General features: G+C 70.5%; 15 protein-coding genes. 2 read left to right on the top strand and 13 right to left on the bottom strand.

Annotated elements, in window-relative coordinates:
* Positions 1–68: 68 nt before the first annotated feature.
* Genes KZC52_RS11210 through KZC52_RS11195 form a run of 4 tightly spaced genes read right to left on the bottom strand, consistent with a single transcriptional unit; the run spans position 69 to position 5,120 of the window.
* Entirely contained in the window at positions 69–1,427 is a 1,359-nt protein-coding gene (locus KZC52_RS11210) for an O-acetylhomoserine aminocarboxypropyltransferase/cysteine synthase family protein (RefSeq protein ID WP_247624121.1), read from the bottom strand.
* On the bottom strand, positions 1,424–2,779 hold the full coding sequence (locus KZC52_RS11205; RefSeq protein WP_247624120.1) for an NtaA/DmoA family FMN-dependent monooxygenase: 1,356 nt from the start codon (positions 2,777–2,779) through the stop codon (positions 1,424–1,426). The genes KZC52_RS11210 and KZC52_RS11205 overlap by 4 nt, the downstream gene beginning before the upstream one ends.
* Positions 2,776–4,101 carry an LLM class flavin-dependent oxidoreductase gene (locus KZC52_RS11200; protein ID WP_247624119.1) on the bottom strand — a complete coding sequence of 442 codons (1,326 nt, stop codon included), beginning with the start codon at positions 4,099–4,101 and terminating at the stop codon, positions 2,776–2,778. Before KZC52_RS11200 ends, KZC52_RS11205 begins: the two co-directional genes overlap by 4 nt.
* The gene (locus tag KZC52_RS11195) at positions 4,098–5,120 is read right to left on the bottom strand and encodes an LLM class flavin-dependent oxidoreductase (RefSeq protein ID WP_247624118.1); all 1,023 of its coding nucleotides are present in this window, start codon (positions 5,118–5,120) and stop codon (positions 4,098–4,100) included. The genes KZC52_RS11200 and KZC52_RS11195 overlap by 4 nt, the downstream gene beginning before the upstream one ends.
* Before the next feature lie 181 nt (positions 5,121–5,301).
* Here KZC52_RS11195 and KZC52_RS11190 point away from each other — a divergent pair, with 181 nt between their 5' ends.
* Positions 5,302–5,784 carry a DUF427 domain-containing protein gene (locus tag KZC52_RS11190; protein WP_247624117.1) on the top strand — a complete coding sequence of 161 codons (483 nt, stop codon included), beginning with the start codon at positions 5,302–5,304 and terminating at the stop codon, positions 5,782–5,784.
* A 4-nt stretch (positions 5,785–5,788) separates the two neighbouring features.
* The gene (locus KZC52_RS11185) at positions 5,789–7,078 is read left to right on the top strand and encodes a catalase (RefSeq protein ID WP_247624116.1); all 1,290 of its coding nucleotides are present in this window, start codon (positions 5,789–5,791) and stop codon (positions 7,076–7,078) included.
* Between the two features lie 504 nt (positions 7,079–7,582).
* Here KZC52_RS11185 and KZC52_RS11180 read toward each other — a convergent pair.
* From KZC52_RS11180 to KZC52_RS11140, 9 genes are all read right to left on the bottom strand, one after another.
* The gene (locus KZC52_RS11180; RefSeq protein ID WP_247624115.1) at positions 7,583–9,145 is read right to left on the bottom strand and encodes an ATP-binding cassette domain-containing protein; all 1,563 of its coding nucleotides are present in this window, start codon (positions 9,143–9,145) and stop codon (positions 7,583–7,585) included.
* Entirely contained in the window at positions 9,142–10,062 is a 921-nt protein-coding gene (locus KZC52_RS11175; RefSeq protein ID WP_247624114.1) for an ABC transporter permease, read from the bottom strand. The genes KZC52_RS11180 and KZC52_RS11175 overlap by 4 nt, the downstream gene beginning before the upstream one ends.
* A 1-nt stretch (position 10,063) precedes the next feature.
* On the bottom strand, positions 10,064–11,107 hold the full coding sequence (locus KZC52_RS11170) for an ABC transporter permease (protein ID WP_247624113.1): 1,044 nt from the start codon (positions 11,105–11,107) through the stop codon (positions 10,064–10,066).
* A 3-nt stretch (positions 11,108–11,110) separates the two neighbouring features.
* The gene (locus KZC52_RS11165; RefSeq protein ID WP_247624112.1) at positions 11,111–12,679 is read right to left on the bottom strand and encodes an ABC transporter substrate-binding protein; all 1,569 of its coding nucleotides are present in this window, start codon (positions 12,677–12,679) and stop codon (positions 11,111–11,113) included.
* A 29-nt stretch (positions 12,680–12,708) separates the two neighbouring features.
* Positions 12,709–13,086, bottom strand: coding sequence for a DUF427 domain-containing protein (locus tag KZC52_RS11160; protein ID WP_247624111.1), 378 nt, complete (start codon positions 13,084–13,086; stop codon positions 12,709–12,711).
* Between the two features lie 261 nt (positions 13,087–13,347).
* A complete protein-coding gene (locus tag KZC52_RS11155) occupies positions 13,348–14,232 on the bottom strand; it encodes a phosphogluconate dehydrogenase C-terminal domain-containing protein (RefSeq protein WP_247624110.1) in 885 nt (294 codons plus the stop codon).
* Positions 14,229–15,023, bottom strand: a complete 795-nt coding sequence (locus KZC52_RS11150) for a sugar phosphate isomerase/epimerase family protein (RefSeq protein WP_247624109.1) — start codon at positions 15,021–15,023, stop codon at positions 14,229–14,231. Before KZC52_RS11150 ends, KZC52_RS11155 begins: the two co-directional genes overlap by 4 nt.
* Positions 15,020–15,796, bottom strand: coding sequence for a triose-phosphate isomerase family protein (locus KZC52_RS11145; protein ID WP_247624108.1), 777 nt, complete (start codon positions 15,794–15,796; stop codon positions 15,020–15,022). Before KZC52_RS11145 ends, KZC52_RS11150 begins: the two co-directional genes overlap by 4 nt.
* Positions 15,796–16,266 carry a ribose-5-phosphate isomerase gene (locus KZC52_RS11140; RefSeq protein ID WP_247624107.1) on the bottom strand — a complete coding sequence of 157 codons (471 nt, stop codon included), beginning with the start codon at positions 16,264–16,266 and terminating at the stop codon, positions 15,796–15,798. The genes KZC52_RS11145 and KZC52_RS11140 overlap by 1 nt, the downstream gene beginning before the upstream one ends.

Here is a 16,266-nt window from a genome sequence, read left to right as displayed (position 1 = left end):
CCCGCTCGGGCGGCGATAGGGGGTGCGCACGCGGTGGGACCCTTCGAGAAGCGGGGTGGATGCTCCGCTCAGACCGCGAGCAGACGCCGCGGCGAGACCGCCTCCACCACCGGCACCTCCGCCGGCGCCGATGACGTCCCCGCGACCCCCGCGACCTCACCGAGCGCCCGATCGAGATCCGCGACGAGGTCGTCGAGGTCTTCCAACCCGATCGACAACCGCAGCAGACCGGGGTGGATGCCGGCGGCGGCGAGCTCGTCGGCATCACGCAGCACGTGCGTGGTGGTGGCGGGGTGCAGCACGAGAGAGCGCACGTCGCCGAGATGGGTCATGCGGGTGAAGACGCGCAGGGCGTTCGTGAAGGCGCGAGCCCCGTCGACCCCACCGCGCACGGTGACGGCGAGCACCGCCCCGAATCCGCGCGTGAGGTAGCGGCGGGCGACGGCGTGGTGCGGGCTCGACGGCAGCCCGCTGTAGTCGACCGACTCGACCTGCGGATGCCCCTCCAACCAGCGCGCCAGGTGCAGTGCCGAGTCGGACTGCCTCTGCACGCGCAGCGACAGCGTCTCGATCCCCTGCAGGATGAGGAAGGCGTTGAGCGGCGACGGCACCGGCCCGTACCGCATCGCGACGCGGCGGGCGAAGTCGAGGAACGCCGTGTGCGGTGAGCGCTCGGCGAAGGTGAGTCCGTCGGGCCCCGGCGTGCGGGCGATCTGCGGGTAGGCGTCGGCGTGCGCCGCCCACGGGAACGTGCCGCCGTCGACGATGACCCCGCCCAGCACCGTGCCGTGACCGGCGAGGAACTTGCTCGCCGAGTGCACGACGATGTCGGCGCCGTCTTCGAGGGGCCGCAGCAGATAGGGCGTCGCGAGCGTGTTGTCGACGACGAACGGAATCGCGTGCCGACGGGTGAGGCGGGCGAGGGCGGCGACGTCGAGCACGTCGTTCTTGGGATTGGGGATCGATTCGGCGAACACCACACGGGTGTTCGGACGGATGCCGCGCTCCCACGCCGCGAGGTCGTTCGGCTCCGCGATGAAGTCGACGGTCACACCGAGGCGCGCGAGGTCGTCGCGGAGCAGTTCGCGGGTGCCCTCGTAGATGCTCGACGAGGAGAGCACGTGGTCGCCGGTCGAGACGAGGGCGAGGATCGTGGTCGCGACCGCGGCCTGTCCGCTGCCGACGAGCAGCGCCGCGGAGCCCGATTCGAGATCGGCGATGCGACGTTCCGCTGCAGCGTTCGTGGGGTTGCCCACGCGCGTGTAGCTGAAGCCCTCGTCGGCGCCCGCGAAGCGCGCATGCGCCTGATCGAAGTCGTCGAAAACGAAGCCGGCGCTCAGGTGGATGGGTGTCGCTCGTGGCGCGTGCGGCCCGTCGTGCCGCTCCCCCGCGTGCAACTGCCGCGTGCTGAATCCGAGGCCGCTCATGACAGCACCGACTCCGGCACCCGCCGCTCGGGCCGCGCGCGACCGAACCGCTCGCCGAGCGTGCTCTCCTCGTACGCGCGCCGGGTGAGGCCCCGCAGCTGGAGCTCGGGCACCACCTGGTCGACGAACTCGCGGAACCCGGTCGGCTGCGTGAGCGCCTGCACGACGAAGCCGTCGGCGGCGCCGGTCTCGAAGCGCTCCTGGATGTCGTCGGCGATCTCGAACGCCGTACCCACCGACACCGACTCCCAGAACGACTCGGCGTACAGCTCCCGCGCCGTCAGGCGCTCCCCCGCCTGCAGCCGCGCGAGGCGCCGGTTCGGTGACTTCGACTCGTTGGCGATGCCGGCGGCGACACCGCCCGCGGCACCGGCGTCCGACTCGAGCGCGATCACGGCATCCGGATCCGCGCTCAGCACCTGCCCGATCGAGTGCGCGACGTCTTCGACGATCAACGCGTCGGGTGTCGACGCGAGGATGCGTGCGGCCTCGGCCCGGGCATCCGCCGTCGTCTCGCCCACGACCGGACGGTACTGCGGCAGGATCGCGACGTCTCCGGGGTCGCGCCCGTGAGCGACCACACGCGCCTTGAGCCCGGCGGAGAACCGCTGCGCCTCGGCGAGCGGCAGCGAGCGGGCGAACACGGCATCCGCGGTCGCCGCCGCCAGCTCCTGCCCGGCCTCCGACCCGCCGGCCTGGAAGAGCAGCGGATGCCCCTGCGGAGGTCGCGCGATGTTGAGGGGCCCGCGCACCGCGAAATGGTCTCCCCGATGATCGGTCACGTGCAGCTTCTCGGGGTCGGCGAACAGCCCGCTCGTGCGATCGGCGAGGATCGCATCGTCGGCCCAGCTGTCCCAGAGCAACTGCACCACGTCGACGAACTCCCGCCCGCGCTCGTACCGCAGCGCGTGGTCGAGGTGCGCATCGCCGCCGAAGTTGCGGGCCTCCTCGGGGTAGCGCGAGGTGACGAGGTTCCAGGCGGCGCGTCCACGGCTGATGTGATCGAGCGAGGCGAGCGCGCGGGCCACGTGGTACGGCTCGTTGTAGCTGGTCGAGACCGTGGCCGCGAGCCCGATCCGGCTCGTGCGCGCGGCGAGCGCCGACAGCAGCGTGAGCGGTTCGAGCCGGGTCTGACCGTAGTGGTCGACCCCCGAGGGGAAGCGATCCCAGAAGTACAGCCCGTCGGCGAGGAAGAGCGTGTCGAAGATGCCGCGCTCGGCGGTCTGCGCGAAGTCGGCGTAGTAGTCGATGTCGACGTGCCGGTGCGGCTCGGCGTCGTCGTGACGCCAGCCCGAGACGTGCGACCCTCCCGGGTGGAAGAGGAAAGCGGCGAGGAGCAGTCGACGGGTCATGCGGCGTACCTTCCGGCGGGGCGGGCGAGGCCGAGGTTCTCGCGCAGGGTGTCGCCCGCGTACTCCCCCGGGTAGATTCCGTGATCGGTCAGGCGGGGCACGATGTGCTCGACGAACCGGGTGAGGGTGTCGGGAAGGGTCGGCGCCATCAGGATGAACCCGTTGGCCGCACCGTTCTCGTACCGCTCGATGAGGTGGGCGGCGAGGGTGTCGGGCGTGCCGACGGTGAAGCGGCGGCGCAGCACCTCCCACGCCAGCTCCCGCAGCGTGTAGGGGCGCTGCGCGAGCAGGTCGGCGATCCCCTTGTACCCCGACTTCGACTGATTGAAGTTCTCGTGATCGAAGTCGAAGGTGAACGTCTCGTCGACGTCGCGCTCGCCCAGGTCGACGCCCAGGTAGTGCGCGAGCAGGTCGACCTGCACCCGCTCGGGTGTGAGCTCGGCGAGCTCGCGGAACCGCTCCTCGGCATCCGCTTCGGTGTCGCCGATGATCGGCGAGAACCACGGCAGCACCTTCAGATCGTCGGCCCCGCGGCCTGCGGCGAGCGCCCGCCGCTTGTAGTCGTCGTAGAGTCTCTGGCCCGACGCCAGCGATCCACCGCCGAGGGTGAAGACGGCATCCGCCGTGCGACCCGCCAACGCTCGGCCGGCCTCCGACGCCCCGGCCTGGAACAGCGGCGGATGCCCCTGCACCGGGCGAGGGATGTTGAGCGGTCCGCGCACGGCGAAGTGCTCGCCGCGATGTTCGAGCACGTGGAGCTTCGAGCGGTCGGCGTAACGCCCGGAGCTCTTGTCGAAGATGAAGGCGTCGTCGTCCCAGCCGTCCCAGAGACCGTTCACGACGTCGACGAACTCGGCGCCGCGCTCGTAGCGGATACCGTGGTCGAGGTGCGTGTCGCGGCCGAAGTTGCGGGCCTCCTCGTCGCTCGCGCTGGTGACCAGGTTCCACGCCGCGCGGCCGTGGCTGAGGTGGTCGAGCGAGGCGAGCTTGCGGGCCACGTGATACGGCTCGTTGTAGGTGGTCGAGACCGTGGCGGCGAGGCCGATCTTCGTCGTCAGCTGCGAGAGCGCGCTGAGCAGCGTGAACGGTTCGAGGCGCACGTTGGTGCCGTGCTCGATGCCCGAACGGAACCGATCCCACACGTACAGCTCGTCGGCGAGGAACAGTGTCGCGAAGCGCCCGGACTCGGCGGTCTGCGCGAAGCGGGTCCAGTAGTCGAGGTCGAGGTACGACGACGCGTCGGCGCCCGACCTCCAGCCGGTGATGTGCTCGCCGCCCGGGTAGAACACGCCGGCCGCGAAGACGAGGGGCGCGCGGCTCATGCGGCCACCTCGCGGCGGATCGCCGCGTTCAGCGCCGGTGCGACGTCGGAGGTGAAGAGCTCGAGGGCGTCCTTCTGCTGCTCGAGCGAACGGTAGAGGCCATCGAGCTGCAACTGGATCTGCGTCGTGTGGGCGAACGCCGGGTGGGTCGCGATCGACGCCGCGATGTCGTCGGCCGTGCCGTAGTGCAGGTTGAGGCGCTCGGCGATCTGCGCGGTCGAGTCGGCCTGGGGCAGGAAGTCCCGCGCCCACTGCCACTTCGCGATCAGCCCCTCCTCGGCCTGGGCGAGGGCCTCCTCACGCGTGCGGCCGGGGAAGATCCACGTCGACAAGCCGAGCCGCGGCACCGCCCCCTCGGCGAGACCCCGGTGGTACGCCTCGGCCGGCACGACCTGGGTGGTGCCGATCAGCACGCCCTCGCCTCGCTGACCGGTCTCGTACGCGCTCTGCGCGGTGAGGGTCGCGTGCCAGATCCGGTCGGCGAGGTCCGGTCGCGCCGGGGCGATCACCTCGCCGTCGACGGTCACGGCCTCGCCGCGCAGGGCGGCGGCCAGCCGATCGACGGCCTCGAGATAGGCCCGGCGGCTCTGCGTGCGATCGCCGATGTGCGGGATGCCGAACGCGGATGCCGTCTGCGGCTGTCCGCCGTTCGCGAGCCCCAACTCCACCCGGCCCCCGCTGAGTGCGTCGAGCACCGCGGCATCCTCCGCCACCCGCAGCACCTGCTCGAGCGGAAGCGTGATCGCCGCCGTGCCCAGCCGCAGTGTCGAGGTGCGCGCGGCGAGGGCGCCCAGGAACACGAACGGCGACGGCAGGCCACCCAGCCGACCGGCATCCGGTTTCGCCAGATGGAACTGACGCACCCACGCCGACCCGACGCCCAGCCCCTCGGCATGCACGAACAGATCGAGGTAGTCGAGGTACGTCTGCTCGACCGCGCCGCGATGATCGGCGAGGTGCGCGAACAGACCGATGTGCAGGGACTCGGTGACGCCGGCGGGCGAGTGCGGGGTTGACATGGCGCCACGTTAGAGCGGCCCCTCGACGAGCGGAACGGTGCGGTTCACGGGGCGTCAACGCCGGTCACGCGGAGACCGCGCGCGTCATCCGGAGTCATGTGTCGTCACCGAGAGGAACCATCGTCGCGCGATCCGGGCGACGGGGCTTTGATGGGCGTGTCATCCGACCGAGGAGGAGAAGATGCTCGAACCCACCGCGACGCTCGTGATCCAGCACGCGACGTTCCTCTTCGGCGCCCGGCCACCCCGAAGGAGGAACACCATGACCGATTCCGCCGTGCTCGACGCCCCCGGCATCGCCACCGACGGCCTCGTGCACCTGACCGCGCACGAGGGAACGGTGGAGGTCTGGAGCGGCGACGAACGCATCGCCACCAGCTCGAACGTCATCGAACTGCACGAGGTCGACGTGCCCACGCGGCTCTACTTCCCGCGCGGCGACGTCGACCTCACCCGGCTGCGCCGCGTCGAGAACACCACGTTCTGCCCGTTCAAGGGCGTCGCCAGCGACTACTGGGCCCTCGCCGACGGTGCGGATGCCTCGCCCGTCGCGTGGTCGTACCCCGAACCCATCAGCGCGTTCACGCCCATCGGCGGGCACATCGCGTTCTACGACTCCCTCGAGATCCGCCCCGTGGGCGACGGCCCCGGCGCAAAGGCCTGACCCGGTGAGCACGGGGACCACCGCACGTCGCGCCGACTACCCGGCCGCCGACCCCGGACCGGTCCCCGTGCGCATCCGCCACTCGAAGGGCGGGGGTGCGCTCGGCTTCTTCGAGACCACCGGCGACGTGCGCGCCTTCACGCACGCGGGGCTCTTCCAGCCCGGCATCCGCACCGATGTCGTCGTGCGATTCTCGGCGACTCTCGGCTACCGGGGCAGCCGCGAGGCCTGGCGCGACCTGCGCGGTTTCGCCGTGAAGTTCCTCACCCCCGACGGCGAGTACGACCTCGTCGGCAACAACTCCCCCGTCTTCTTCCTGCGTGACGAGGCGAAGTTCGCCTCTCTCGTCGTCGCCCACAAGATGTACCGCGACGGCTCGGTCTTCGACTACGACCGGCTCTGGGACTTCTGGACCCGCAACCCCGAGTCCGCCCACCAGGTGGCGTGGCTGCTGAGCGACCGCGGCATCCCGCGGTCGTGGCGGCACCAGGACGGCTTCGGATCGCACACGTTCCAGTGGGTGAGTGCCGCCGGCGAGCGCTTCTGGGTCAAGTACCACCTGCGCACCGACCAGGGCATCTCGAACCTCTCCGACGACGAGGCATCCGAGATCGACGAGACCGAGGTCGACCATCAGCGGCACGACCTGCGCGCCGCGATCGACCGGGGAGAGCATCCGTCGTGGACGCTGTCGGTGCAGGTCATGCCCGACGACGACGCCCGCAGCGCCCCGTTCAACGCGTTCGACCTCACCAAGACCTGGCCGAAAGCGTCGTATCCGCTGATCGAGGTCGGCCGGCTCGTGCTCGACCGCAACCCCGACGACGAGGTCGCCGAGATCGAACAGGCGGCGTTCGCCCCATCGAGCTTCGTTCCCGGCATCGGCCCGAGCCCCGACCCGATGCTGCTCTCGCGCATCGACAGCTACTGGCGCTTCCACCGGCACCGCGTGCAGGAGGGGGTCGCGAGTCGTGCGGTCGCGCCGTTCACGGCATCCGCCCCCGGCTGGGACGACGACCTCGCCGCGCGCGCCCGGGAGTGGGACGCCGCCGACGACTTCCGCCAGGCGGGTGACCTCGTGCGCCGGGTGCTCGACGATCCCGGCCGAGCGAGGTTGCGCGGCGTGGTCGTGTCGCAGCTCGCCGAGATCACCGACCCGGCGCTGCGCGAGCGCGCCGTGGAGTTCTGGCGCCGCATCGACGCGGCCGAGGGCGCGGCGATCGCCGACGCCCTCGCGCGACTCGGTCAGTCAGGCCATTCGCGGCGCAGGTCCTCGAGGTACCCGACCGGATAGACCTGGTCGCACTAGCCCGCCAGGGACACGAACGCCCTGTTCCCGGAATCGGCGCGGGCGAGCGGACCGTGTGCGGACGAGATGTTCTGATGCGTCCCGCGAGTGTACGCGCGACAGGCGGACGCCGTCCTAACTCAGGACAAACGGGCGGAATCGGGCCAGAAACAATGGATTTCGGTCCGCCGAGCTCGGTTTGTCCTGAGTTGGGTACGCAGGGGCCGCGCATAACTCCGGAGAATCGGGAAGATCGGGCCGGATTCGGCTGTTTCAAGGCCCGGCGGACGCGTTCTTGAGGAGTTATGAACGCGGGCCGCTCGGATTCGGGTCCCGGAACTTGTCGAAGGGTCCCGCCCCGCGATGCTTCGACAAGCTCAGCAACCCAGGGCTCAATCTCAGCAACGCAGGACTCACGCTCATCAACGCAGGGCCCACGCTCAGCAACGCAGGGCCCGAGGAGACGACCGGGCGCGACCTCCCGCAGGTCGCGCCCGGTCCTTCGCGGGCCTACGCGGCGATGACGTCGCGGAGCCCCCGCGTGGTCTCGCCGCGCAGGCTGCGGGCGGCATCCACGAGGGATGCCGAGTACGGATGCCGGGGCGCACCGAGCACGTCGTCGACCGCTCCGGTCTCGACGATGCGTCCGCCGTTGAGCACGGCGACGCGATGCGCGATGCGGCGGACGACAGCGAGGTCGTGCGTGATGAAGAGGTACGACACCCCGGTGCGCTCCTGCAGCTCGACGAGCAGGTCGAGCACGCGCGCCTGCACGCTCACGTCGAGCGCCGAGGTCGGTTCGTCGCACACCACGAGCGGGCTGCGGCCGGCGAAGGCACGGGCGATCGCGACGCGCTGCTTCTGGCCGCCGGAGAGTTCGTCGGGGAGCTTGTCGAGCACGTCGCCCGCGAGTCCGGTCGAGAGGGCGAGCTCTTCGGCGTCGGTGTCTCCGCGCAGCAGCTGGATCGATCGCGTGAGCGTCTGCCGCACGGTGCGCCGCGGGTTGAGCGAGGCGTCGGGACTCTGGAACACGAACTGCACGGGCACCGCGTCCGCGGCATCCGAACCGTCCAACTCCACCGTGCCCTCGGAGCGCGCGAGCCCCGCGATCACCCGGCCGAGCGTGGTCTTGCCACTGCCCGATTCGCCGACGAGGCCGAGCACTTCGCCGCGGCCGATGTCGAGGTCGACGCCGTCGAGCGCGAGGTGCGCGCCGTAGCGCTTCGTGACACCGCGCACCGACAGCAGCGGCTGCGCGTGTTCGGGCTCGACGGGGCGCGACGGCGCGTCGAGCGAGGGCACCGCCTCCACCAGCACACGCGAGTACGGGTGCAGCGGGGTCTCGACGAGGCCCGCGGCTTCACCGTGCTCGACGAGGATGCCGCGCTCGAGCACCCCGATCCGCTCGGTGTGGCTCGCGACGAGCGGCAGGTTGTGGCTGATGAGCAGGGTGGCGAACCCGCGCTCCCGGCGCAGTCGGCCGACGAGCGCGATGACCTCGGCCTCGACCCGGCTGTCGAGCCCGGTGGTCGGCTCGTCGAGGATGAGCAGGCGCGGATCCGCGGCGAGCGCCATCGCGATGACGACGCGCTGCTGCTGCCCTCCCGAGAGCTCGTGCGGGAATCGATGGACCAACGAGGCGGGGTCGGGCAGGCCGACGTCGGCGAACGCGGCGATGGTCGCCGCCCGCGCCGCCGCCGAGCGCAGACCCTGCAAGCGGTACGTCTCGGCGACCTGGCTGCCGACCGACCGAGTGGGGTTGAGCGCCCGCGCGGGCTCCTGATAGACGAAGCCGATCGAGCCTCGACGGTACTCGCGCAGTTCCCGCGGTCCGAGACCGAGCACGTCGTGCCCGGCGACGGTCAGCCGCTCGGCACTCACCCGGGCCCCCGCCGGCAGGTAACGCGCCAGGGCGAAGGCGATCGTGCTCTTGCCCGACCCCGACTCCCCCACGAGTCCCAGTGATCCACCGGGCTCGATGTCGAAGTCGACGCCGTCGACGGCCCGCCGCCGCTGACCCTCGACCTCGTAGTCGACGGTCAGTCCGCGCACGCTCACCAGTGGTTCGGTCATCGTCGGAACACCTCTCGGAAGTTGTCTGCGATCAGGTTGAGGGAGACCACGAGCGAGGCGATCGCGAGGGTGGGGAACGCGAGCGTCCACCACGCGGCCTGCAGGTAGGTGCGGTTCTCGTTGACCGCGAGCCCCCAGTCGGGCGAGGGCGGCGCCGACGCGAGTCCGAGGAACGACAGTGACGACGAGATGAAGATCGCGCCGGCCACGCTCAACGTCGCCTGCACGAGCACCTGCGGCCAGACGTTCGGCAGCAGCTCGCGGAAGACGATCCGCACCGCACTCTCTCCCTGCACGCGCGCACTGGTCACGTACTGCTTGCCCATCTCGACGAGCACGGCGGCGCGCACGATGCGGGCGATACCGGGGGCGAAGAGGATGCCCACCGCCACGATGATCGTCGGCGCGCTGCCGCCGAACGCGCCGACGATCACGAGCAGGAAGATCAGCGTCGGCAGGGTGAGGAACACGTCGAAACCGCGCATGAAGAGCTGGTCCACCCAGCCGCGGCGGTAGCCGGCGATGAGGCCGAGCGTCGACCCGAGAGCGGTGGCGAGCGCCGCCCCGATCGGTCCGACGAGCAGCGCCGGTTCGGCCCCGGCGAGCACGCGGGCGAACACGTCGCGACCGATGCGGTCGGTGCCGAACCAGTGCTCGGCGCTCGGCGGCGACAGGCGGGCGCCGCTGTCGGCGAAGGGATCGAGGCCGACGAGGCGCCACCCCACGGCGGCCACGACCCAGAACAGCACGATGAGCGCGCTGATCACGAACGTCGGGCGGCGCAGGAGAGCGGCCCAGCGACGCGGCCGCGGCGAACGCGATCCAGAAGGACGACGGATGCCGGTGGCGACGGCATCCGTCTCGATGATGTCGATCGCGGCCGGGTCGGCACCGCGCACCGCTTCGGTGAGTGCCATGTCATTCCCCTTCGTCGAAGCGCACGCGCGGGTCGATGAGCACGAGGGCGATGTCGGTGATCAGGAGCGCGAGCAGCGCGACGACCCCCGTGACCATCACCCCGGACTCGAGCAGGAAGATGTCCTTCTCCACCGTCGCCGACACCAGCAGGGCACCGAGCCCCGGGTAACCGAACAGCGTCTCGACGATCGCACTGCCCCCCAGCAGCGTGCCGACGTAGACGCCCAGCAGCGACACCGTGGGGATGAGCGCGTTGCGCGCCACGTGCCCGACCGCGAGCTGCGGACCGTGCACCCCCTTGATGACGGCGGTGCGGTAGTACTGCGAGTCGAGGGTGTCGAGCACGCCCGTGCGGGTCATGCGCGCCAACACCGACAGGTAGCCCAGGGCGAGGGTCACCGCCGGCAGCACGAGCGCCCGCAGCACCTCGACCGGAGGGCCGTCGAGGCTGATCGACGACTGGATCGGGAACCACTTGAGCCACAGGCTGAACACGATCAGCAGCAGCACGCCGACCACGAACTCCGGCACGGAGGCCAACGACATCAGCGCGATCGTGAGCGTGCGGTCGGTGCGCGATCCCTCACGGCGGGCCTGGATCGCGCCGAGCCCGAAAGCCACCGGCACCAGGATCACGAACGCCACCGCCCCGAGGAAGAGCGAGTTGCCGAGGCGCCCCAGCACGAGTTCTCGCACCGGAGCGCCGTAGATGAGGCTGGTGCCCCAGTCGCCCTTGACGAAACCGAACAGCCAGGCGAAGTAGCGGGAGACCAGCGAGCCGGTCAGCCCGTGAGCCTCGTTCCATGCCTGCACCTGCTCGGAGGTCGCGTACTGGCCGAGGGCGTTGCGACCGGGATCACCGGGTACGACCTCGATCAGCCAGAACACCAGCAACGACACCACGAGCAGCACGAGCGGCACCTGGATGAGGCGCTGCCCGATCAGTCGCGGCACCTGGCTGTGCCGGGAACGGAGGACCGCCAGCCCCCGTCGGGCGGACGACGCCGTCGCGGCGTTCCCGCCCGACGAGAAGCTGACGGTCATGGGTCACTCGCTCGCGATCGAGATGCCGGCGAAGTTGTAGCCCGACCAGAAGTCGATCGGGGCGATGAAGTCGCCCGTGACCCGCTTGTTCTGCAGCACCTCCGAGCGCACCAGGGCGGGGATGATCGTCGGAACATCCGTCCACTCCGTCTGCGAGATCTCGGTGATGAGCTGCTCGCGCTCGGCTTCGTCGGTCGTGGCGTCGAAGTCGGTGACGAGCGTCCCCAGGTCGGGGTTGGCGTAGTGCGCGGCGTTCCACGCCGCGCCCTCTGCGTAGAAGAGCGAGTAGTACTGCGAGGGCACGCGCTTGCCCCAGCTGGTGATGGTGAGCGGAGCGTTCAGCCAGGGAGAGTCGTCGCCCTCGGCGTAGTACTGCTCGTCGGAGAGCACCTCGAGCTGCACGTCGAAGCCGTCGATCGCGTTGAGCTGCTGCTGCAGCACCTCGCCGTAGAGCTGGAACGACGTCGTGATCGTGAACGACACCGTGCGCCCGTCGAGCAGATCGGCGACCTTGTCGAGATCCTGCGCACGCTGCTCGATGTCGAGCGGCTGGGGCAGGTAGTCCGGCAGCACGGGGAAGTCGTTGCCCGGTGTGGCCGTACCCCCGAAGACGAGGTCGACGATCGCATCGCGGTCGATCGCCCAGGCCAGCGCCTGCCGGATCGTGACGTCGTCGAACGGGGCCTCGGTGACGTTGAGGTGGATGCCGTAGAAGTGGCTGTATCCCGCCGAGAGGGTGTCGTAGTCGTCGACGTTCACGGTCGCGAGCACCTCGGGTGACACGGTGATGCGGTCGATCTCCCCCGCCTGGAACGCGAGCACGATCGCCTGCGGATCCTTGTAGACCTTCAGTTCGATGCCGTCGAGGGCGATCTCGTCGGCGTTCCAGTAGTCGGGGTTCTTGACGTAGGTGACACTGCGGCCGACCTCGTAGTCCTCGAGCAGGAACTGCCCCGCACCGACCGGGTTCTCGAGCCAGGTGCCGGGTTCGTAGTCGGCGGGCAGGATGCCGGTGTTGTTGCCCGCGAGCAGACGCGGGAAGTCCGAGAACGGCCGCGCGAGCGTGAACGTCACGGTGCCCTCGTCGGTGGCGGCGACGGAGTCGAGGATGCCGGTGAACGCGCTCTTCGCGGGCGAGATGCTGTCGTCGCCGATGAGGGCGTCGAACGTCGCCACGACGTCGTCGGCGGTGACCGGGTCGCCGTCGTTGAACGTCGCCCCCTCGCGCAGCGTGAACGTCCAGGTGAGACCGTCGTCGGATGCCTCCCAGTCGGTCGCGAGACGCGGCAGCGCCTCGCCGTCGGCGGTGAAGCTCACGAGCTGCTCCGTGACGAGCCCCGTGATCAGCTGCGCGTCGCCGTCGGCGACCGTCAGCGGGTCGAGCTCGGCGCCGGGATCGCTGATGCCGATGCGGTACACCGCGGACGCGGCATCCGCCGTCGTGTCGTCGGAGGGCGTGGCGGTCGCGCATCCGGCGAGCGCCAGCAGGGTCGCGCTGAGGGCGGCGACGATCGCCAGGGGCCTGCGGCGCCCCGGCACAAGTGCCGTCGGGGGCGAGGAGAGAACGGTCATGGGCGGTGTCCTTGGGGTCGGGTGAGGCGTTACTGCGGAAGGAGTTCGGCGGCGTCCACCTGGACGCGCTCGGAGTAGAAGGCCACGTGGCCGGCGATCGGCTGCAGGTAATCGAACGGGGTCGGGTACGACCAGGCGACGTCGGTGGCGGGGTCGCTCTTCAGCGCCCAGTAGTCGTCGGCGTCGCCCTTGACGGGACAGTGGCTCGTCGACGCGGTCTCCTGCAGCAGGTCCCAGTTCACGTCTTCGCGCGGCAGGTAGTAGCGGTCGGCGTGGTTCGACTCGTGCAGCACGATGGCGCGGGTCGAGTCGGCGAGCACGGCGTCTCCGGCGAGCACGCGCACGCGATGGGCGGCGGGCTCGGTGGTGACGGTGTGGGCGGGCTTCTGCGCGGTGGTGTCGGACATGACGGCGGCTCCTGGATCGCTCGGGCGTGCGGTGGGTACGCCCATAGAACCGTCAGATCGCCCGGGCGCCTATCGACGTTCCGCACCGTGAACAGACGTTCCGTCCGATGACGTCACATTTCCGCGTGAGTCGACCGTTCGTCTCGTGCGCGCACGAAAAGGGGCGGCCCTTCGTCTCGTCGCTGCGCTCCTCGCTCAGGAACCGGTTCCTGAGCGAGCGCAGCGAGACGAAGGGCCGCCCCTTCGAAACCGCCCCGCGGCCTACCGCTCGATGTGGTCGAGGTGCAGCATGCGGGCGAGGTTCTTGTCGAGTTCGTCGTCGCGGAAGATCTTCTTCCAGTCGTCCTTGATGATCGACTCGCGGCCGTAGTCCATGGCGATCAGGCAGGCGTCGGAGAACGGGTTGTCGCCGCGCAGACCGTTGGCGAGCGCGACCTGGGTGTGGCCGTAGAGGATGCTGCGCGCCGCCGCCTCGGGCACGCCCATGGTCTTGACGGTCTCGTCGAGCGCCTCGTTGAGGAGCGCGCCGATCATGCAGGCGACGGTCTCGACGAGGGTCGGCTCGAGCTGCGCGAGCTGCTTGATCGTCACCCAGTGCACGTCGATGACGGGGGCGTAGATCGCGCGCACGGTCGCCTCGACGATGGCCTGCTTGGCGGGGTCGTCGCTCTCGATCGCGGCGATCGCGTCTTGCGGGGCGGCGATTCCGCCGAAGGTGTCGGCCCACTGCTCGGGCGTCTCGCGCTGCAGGAAGATCGACGGGTGGCATGGGTGCGCGACGGCCTGGATGACGTCGTCGCGCGTGGTGAGCAACCCGGCGTATGCCGCGGCCGGGTCGAGCGTGAGCACGATCGCACCGGGGCGCAGCTGCGGCACGAGGTCGGCGGTCACCGGTCCGAGGGCGAGGTCGGGCACGGCGAGCACCACGATGTCGGCGTCGGCGACGGCGGTCGCGGCATCCGTCAGTTCGCGTCCCGCGTCGAGCGTGCGCTGCTGGCCGGCCGACGAGTTCTCGACGTACCAGACCGTGTGGTCGGTCCTCACGAGGTTGTTCGAGACGCGCATGCCCATCTTGCCGCCGGCGCCGATCACGGCGATCCGGTAGGTCGCGGTCTCGGTCGCCGCGGCTGTCGAAGTGTCGGTCATGGAGTGCTCCTCAGCAGTTCGAGTGTGATGCGGGTCCATTCCCGCTCGGTTCGGATGGTGGTCGCGGCGTCGCCCTGCCAGGGCAGCCAGTGCTCGACGATCTCGTTGATGCCTCGCTCGCGCGGACGCACGGTCTCGAGCAGGTGGGCGTAGTCGTGAAGGCCCGTTCCCATGGCGGTGCCCGAGTAGGTGAACCCGACCCAGCCGTCCTGCCGGGCGAAGGCGAAGTCCTTCACGTGCACGTTCTTCACGAGTCGCGCGGTCTGCTCGGTGCAGGTCTGCGGATGCTCGAGCCGGGCGACCACGTTGGCGGGGTCGAGGCAGATGCCCAGCCGGGGGCTGCCGACCCGGTCGATCACGCCGATGAGGTCGGCGGTGGCGACCTGCTCGTACGTCTCGAGGGCGAGGCTGACGCCCGCGCGTTCGAAGGCGCGCATGCTGCTGCGCAGCGAGGTCTCGGCCTCGGCGAGCGTCGGGCGCGAGTCGGGGCCGTAGAGCATGCCGCGCACGAGTCGCGCGTCGAAGACCTCGGCGAGACGCAGGTAGCGGGTGAGGTGCTCGGGAACGATGCCCTTGGTGCCGAGTTCGATCGTGAGGCCGAGTTCGCGCGCGGCCCGGGCCGCATCGCGCACCTCGACATCGCTCATCGTGTCGAGCGGCGCGAAGTCGCAGATCTGGAAGAGGTCGACGCCGTGGGCCTTGGTGTCTTCGAAGGCGCCGATCAGGCCGAGCTGCTCGGGCGCACGATCGGAGTGCTGCCAGAAGTACGCGTAGGTGCCGAGGCCGATCATGCGGCGCCGCCTTCGCGACGACGGGCCAGGACGGATGCCTCGTCGAGCACGGAGACGAGGGCATCGGGGTCGTGCGCGAAGCGCCCGAGGAACACCCCGTCGACCGCATCGCCGAGAGCGGTGAGGAGCCCCGGTCCCGCCGCGCCGCCGTAGATCACGACCGATCCGTCGCGTGCGGCATCGGCGTCGAGCGCCGCGCGCAACGCCGACGCGATGACGCGCACGTGCACGTGGGGCGCGGGTTCGGGGGCGCCGATCGCCCAGACCGGCTCGTACGCGACGATCACGGCGCCGGCGGGGGCATCCGTCAGCGCCGAGTGCAGCTGGGCGACGGCCACGTCCGCGGCATCCGCCGGAAGCTGCCGCTCGCTCTCACCGATGCAGAGCAGCGGGGTCAGCCCGGCCCTCAGCGCGGCGGCGACCTTCGCGGCGACGACCTCATCGGTCTCGCCGTAGAGGCGGCGCCGCTCGGCGTGCCCGATCTCGGCGATCGTGGCACCGACCTCGGCGAGCTCGGCGGCGGTTACCTCTCCCGTGAACGCACCGGGTTCTTCGGCCGAGACGTCCTGCCCACCGACGCGCACCGGGGTACCGGCGAAGGCGGCGAGCGCGGGCAGCACCTGCAGATAGGTCGGAGTCACGAAGAACGTCACCGCACCGGAGCGCACGGCGTCGTGGTCGCGCACGCGCGCGGCGACGTCGTCGAACCAGGCGCGTGCCCGCTCGTGCCCGAAGTACGTCTTCAGGCTCACCCCGACCGTGACCTGCGGCATCAGCAGGCGCCGGTGGTCTCGTACGCGTCGATGACGGCGACCTTCTCGGCGCTCGCGCTGGTGGTGTCGAACCGGTAGCCGAGCCACTCGCGCACGAGACGACGCGCGAGCTCGATGCCGACGACGCGCTGGCCCATCGTGAGCACCTGGGCGTTGTTCGAGAGCACGGCGCGCTCGACCGAGAACGAGTCGTGCGCGGTGACGGCACGGATGCCGGCGACCTTATTGGCGGCGATCGCCACGCCGAGACCCGTGCCGCAGATGAGCAGCGCGCGATCGGCCTCGCCCGCAGCGACCAGTTCGGCGGCGGCGATCGCCACGCGCGGGTAGGCGGTGTGCCCGTCGGCGTCGACGCCGACATCGACCACCGACACGACGCCGGGGTTCTGCTCGAGGTCGCCCTTGAGGATCTCCTTGTAGTCGAATCCGGCGTCATCGCAGCCGATGACGAGGCGCAGCTGGTCGGTCAT

Source organism: Microbacterium galbinum, from assembly GCF_023091225.1.
In the GTDB taxonomy this organism is placed as follows: domain Bacteria; phylum Actinomycetota; class Actinomycetes; order Actinomycetales; family Microbacteriaceae; genus Microbacterium; species Microbacterium galbinum.
Note: the sequence above shows the minus strand (reverse complement) of the source record. Positions and strands in the feature narration are given on the sequence as shown.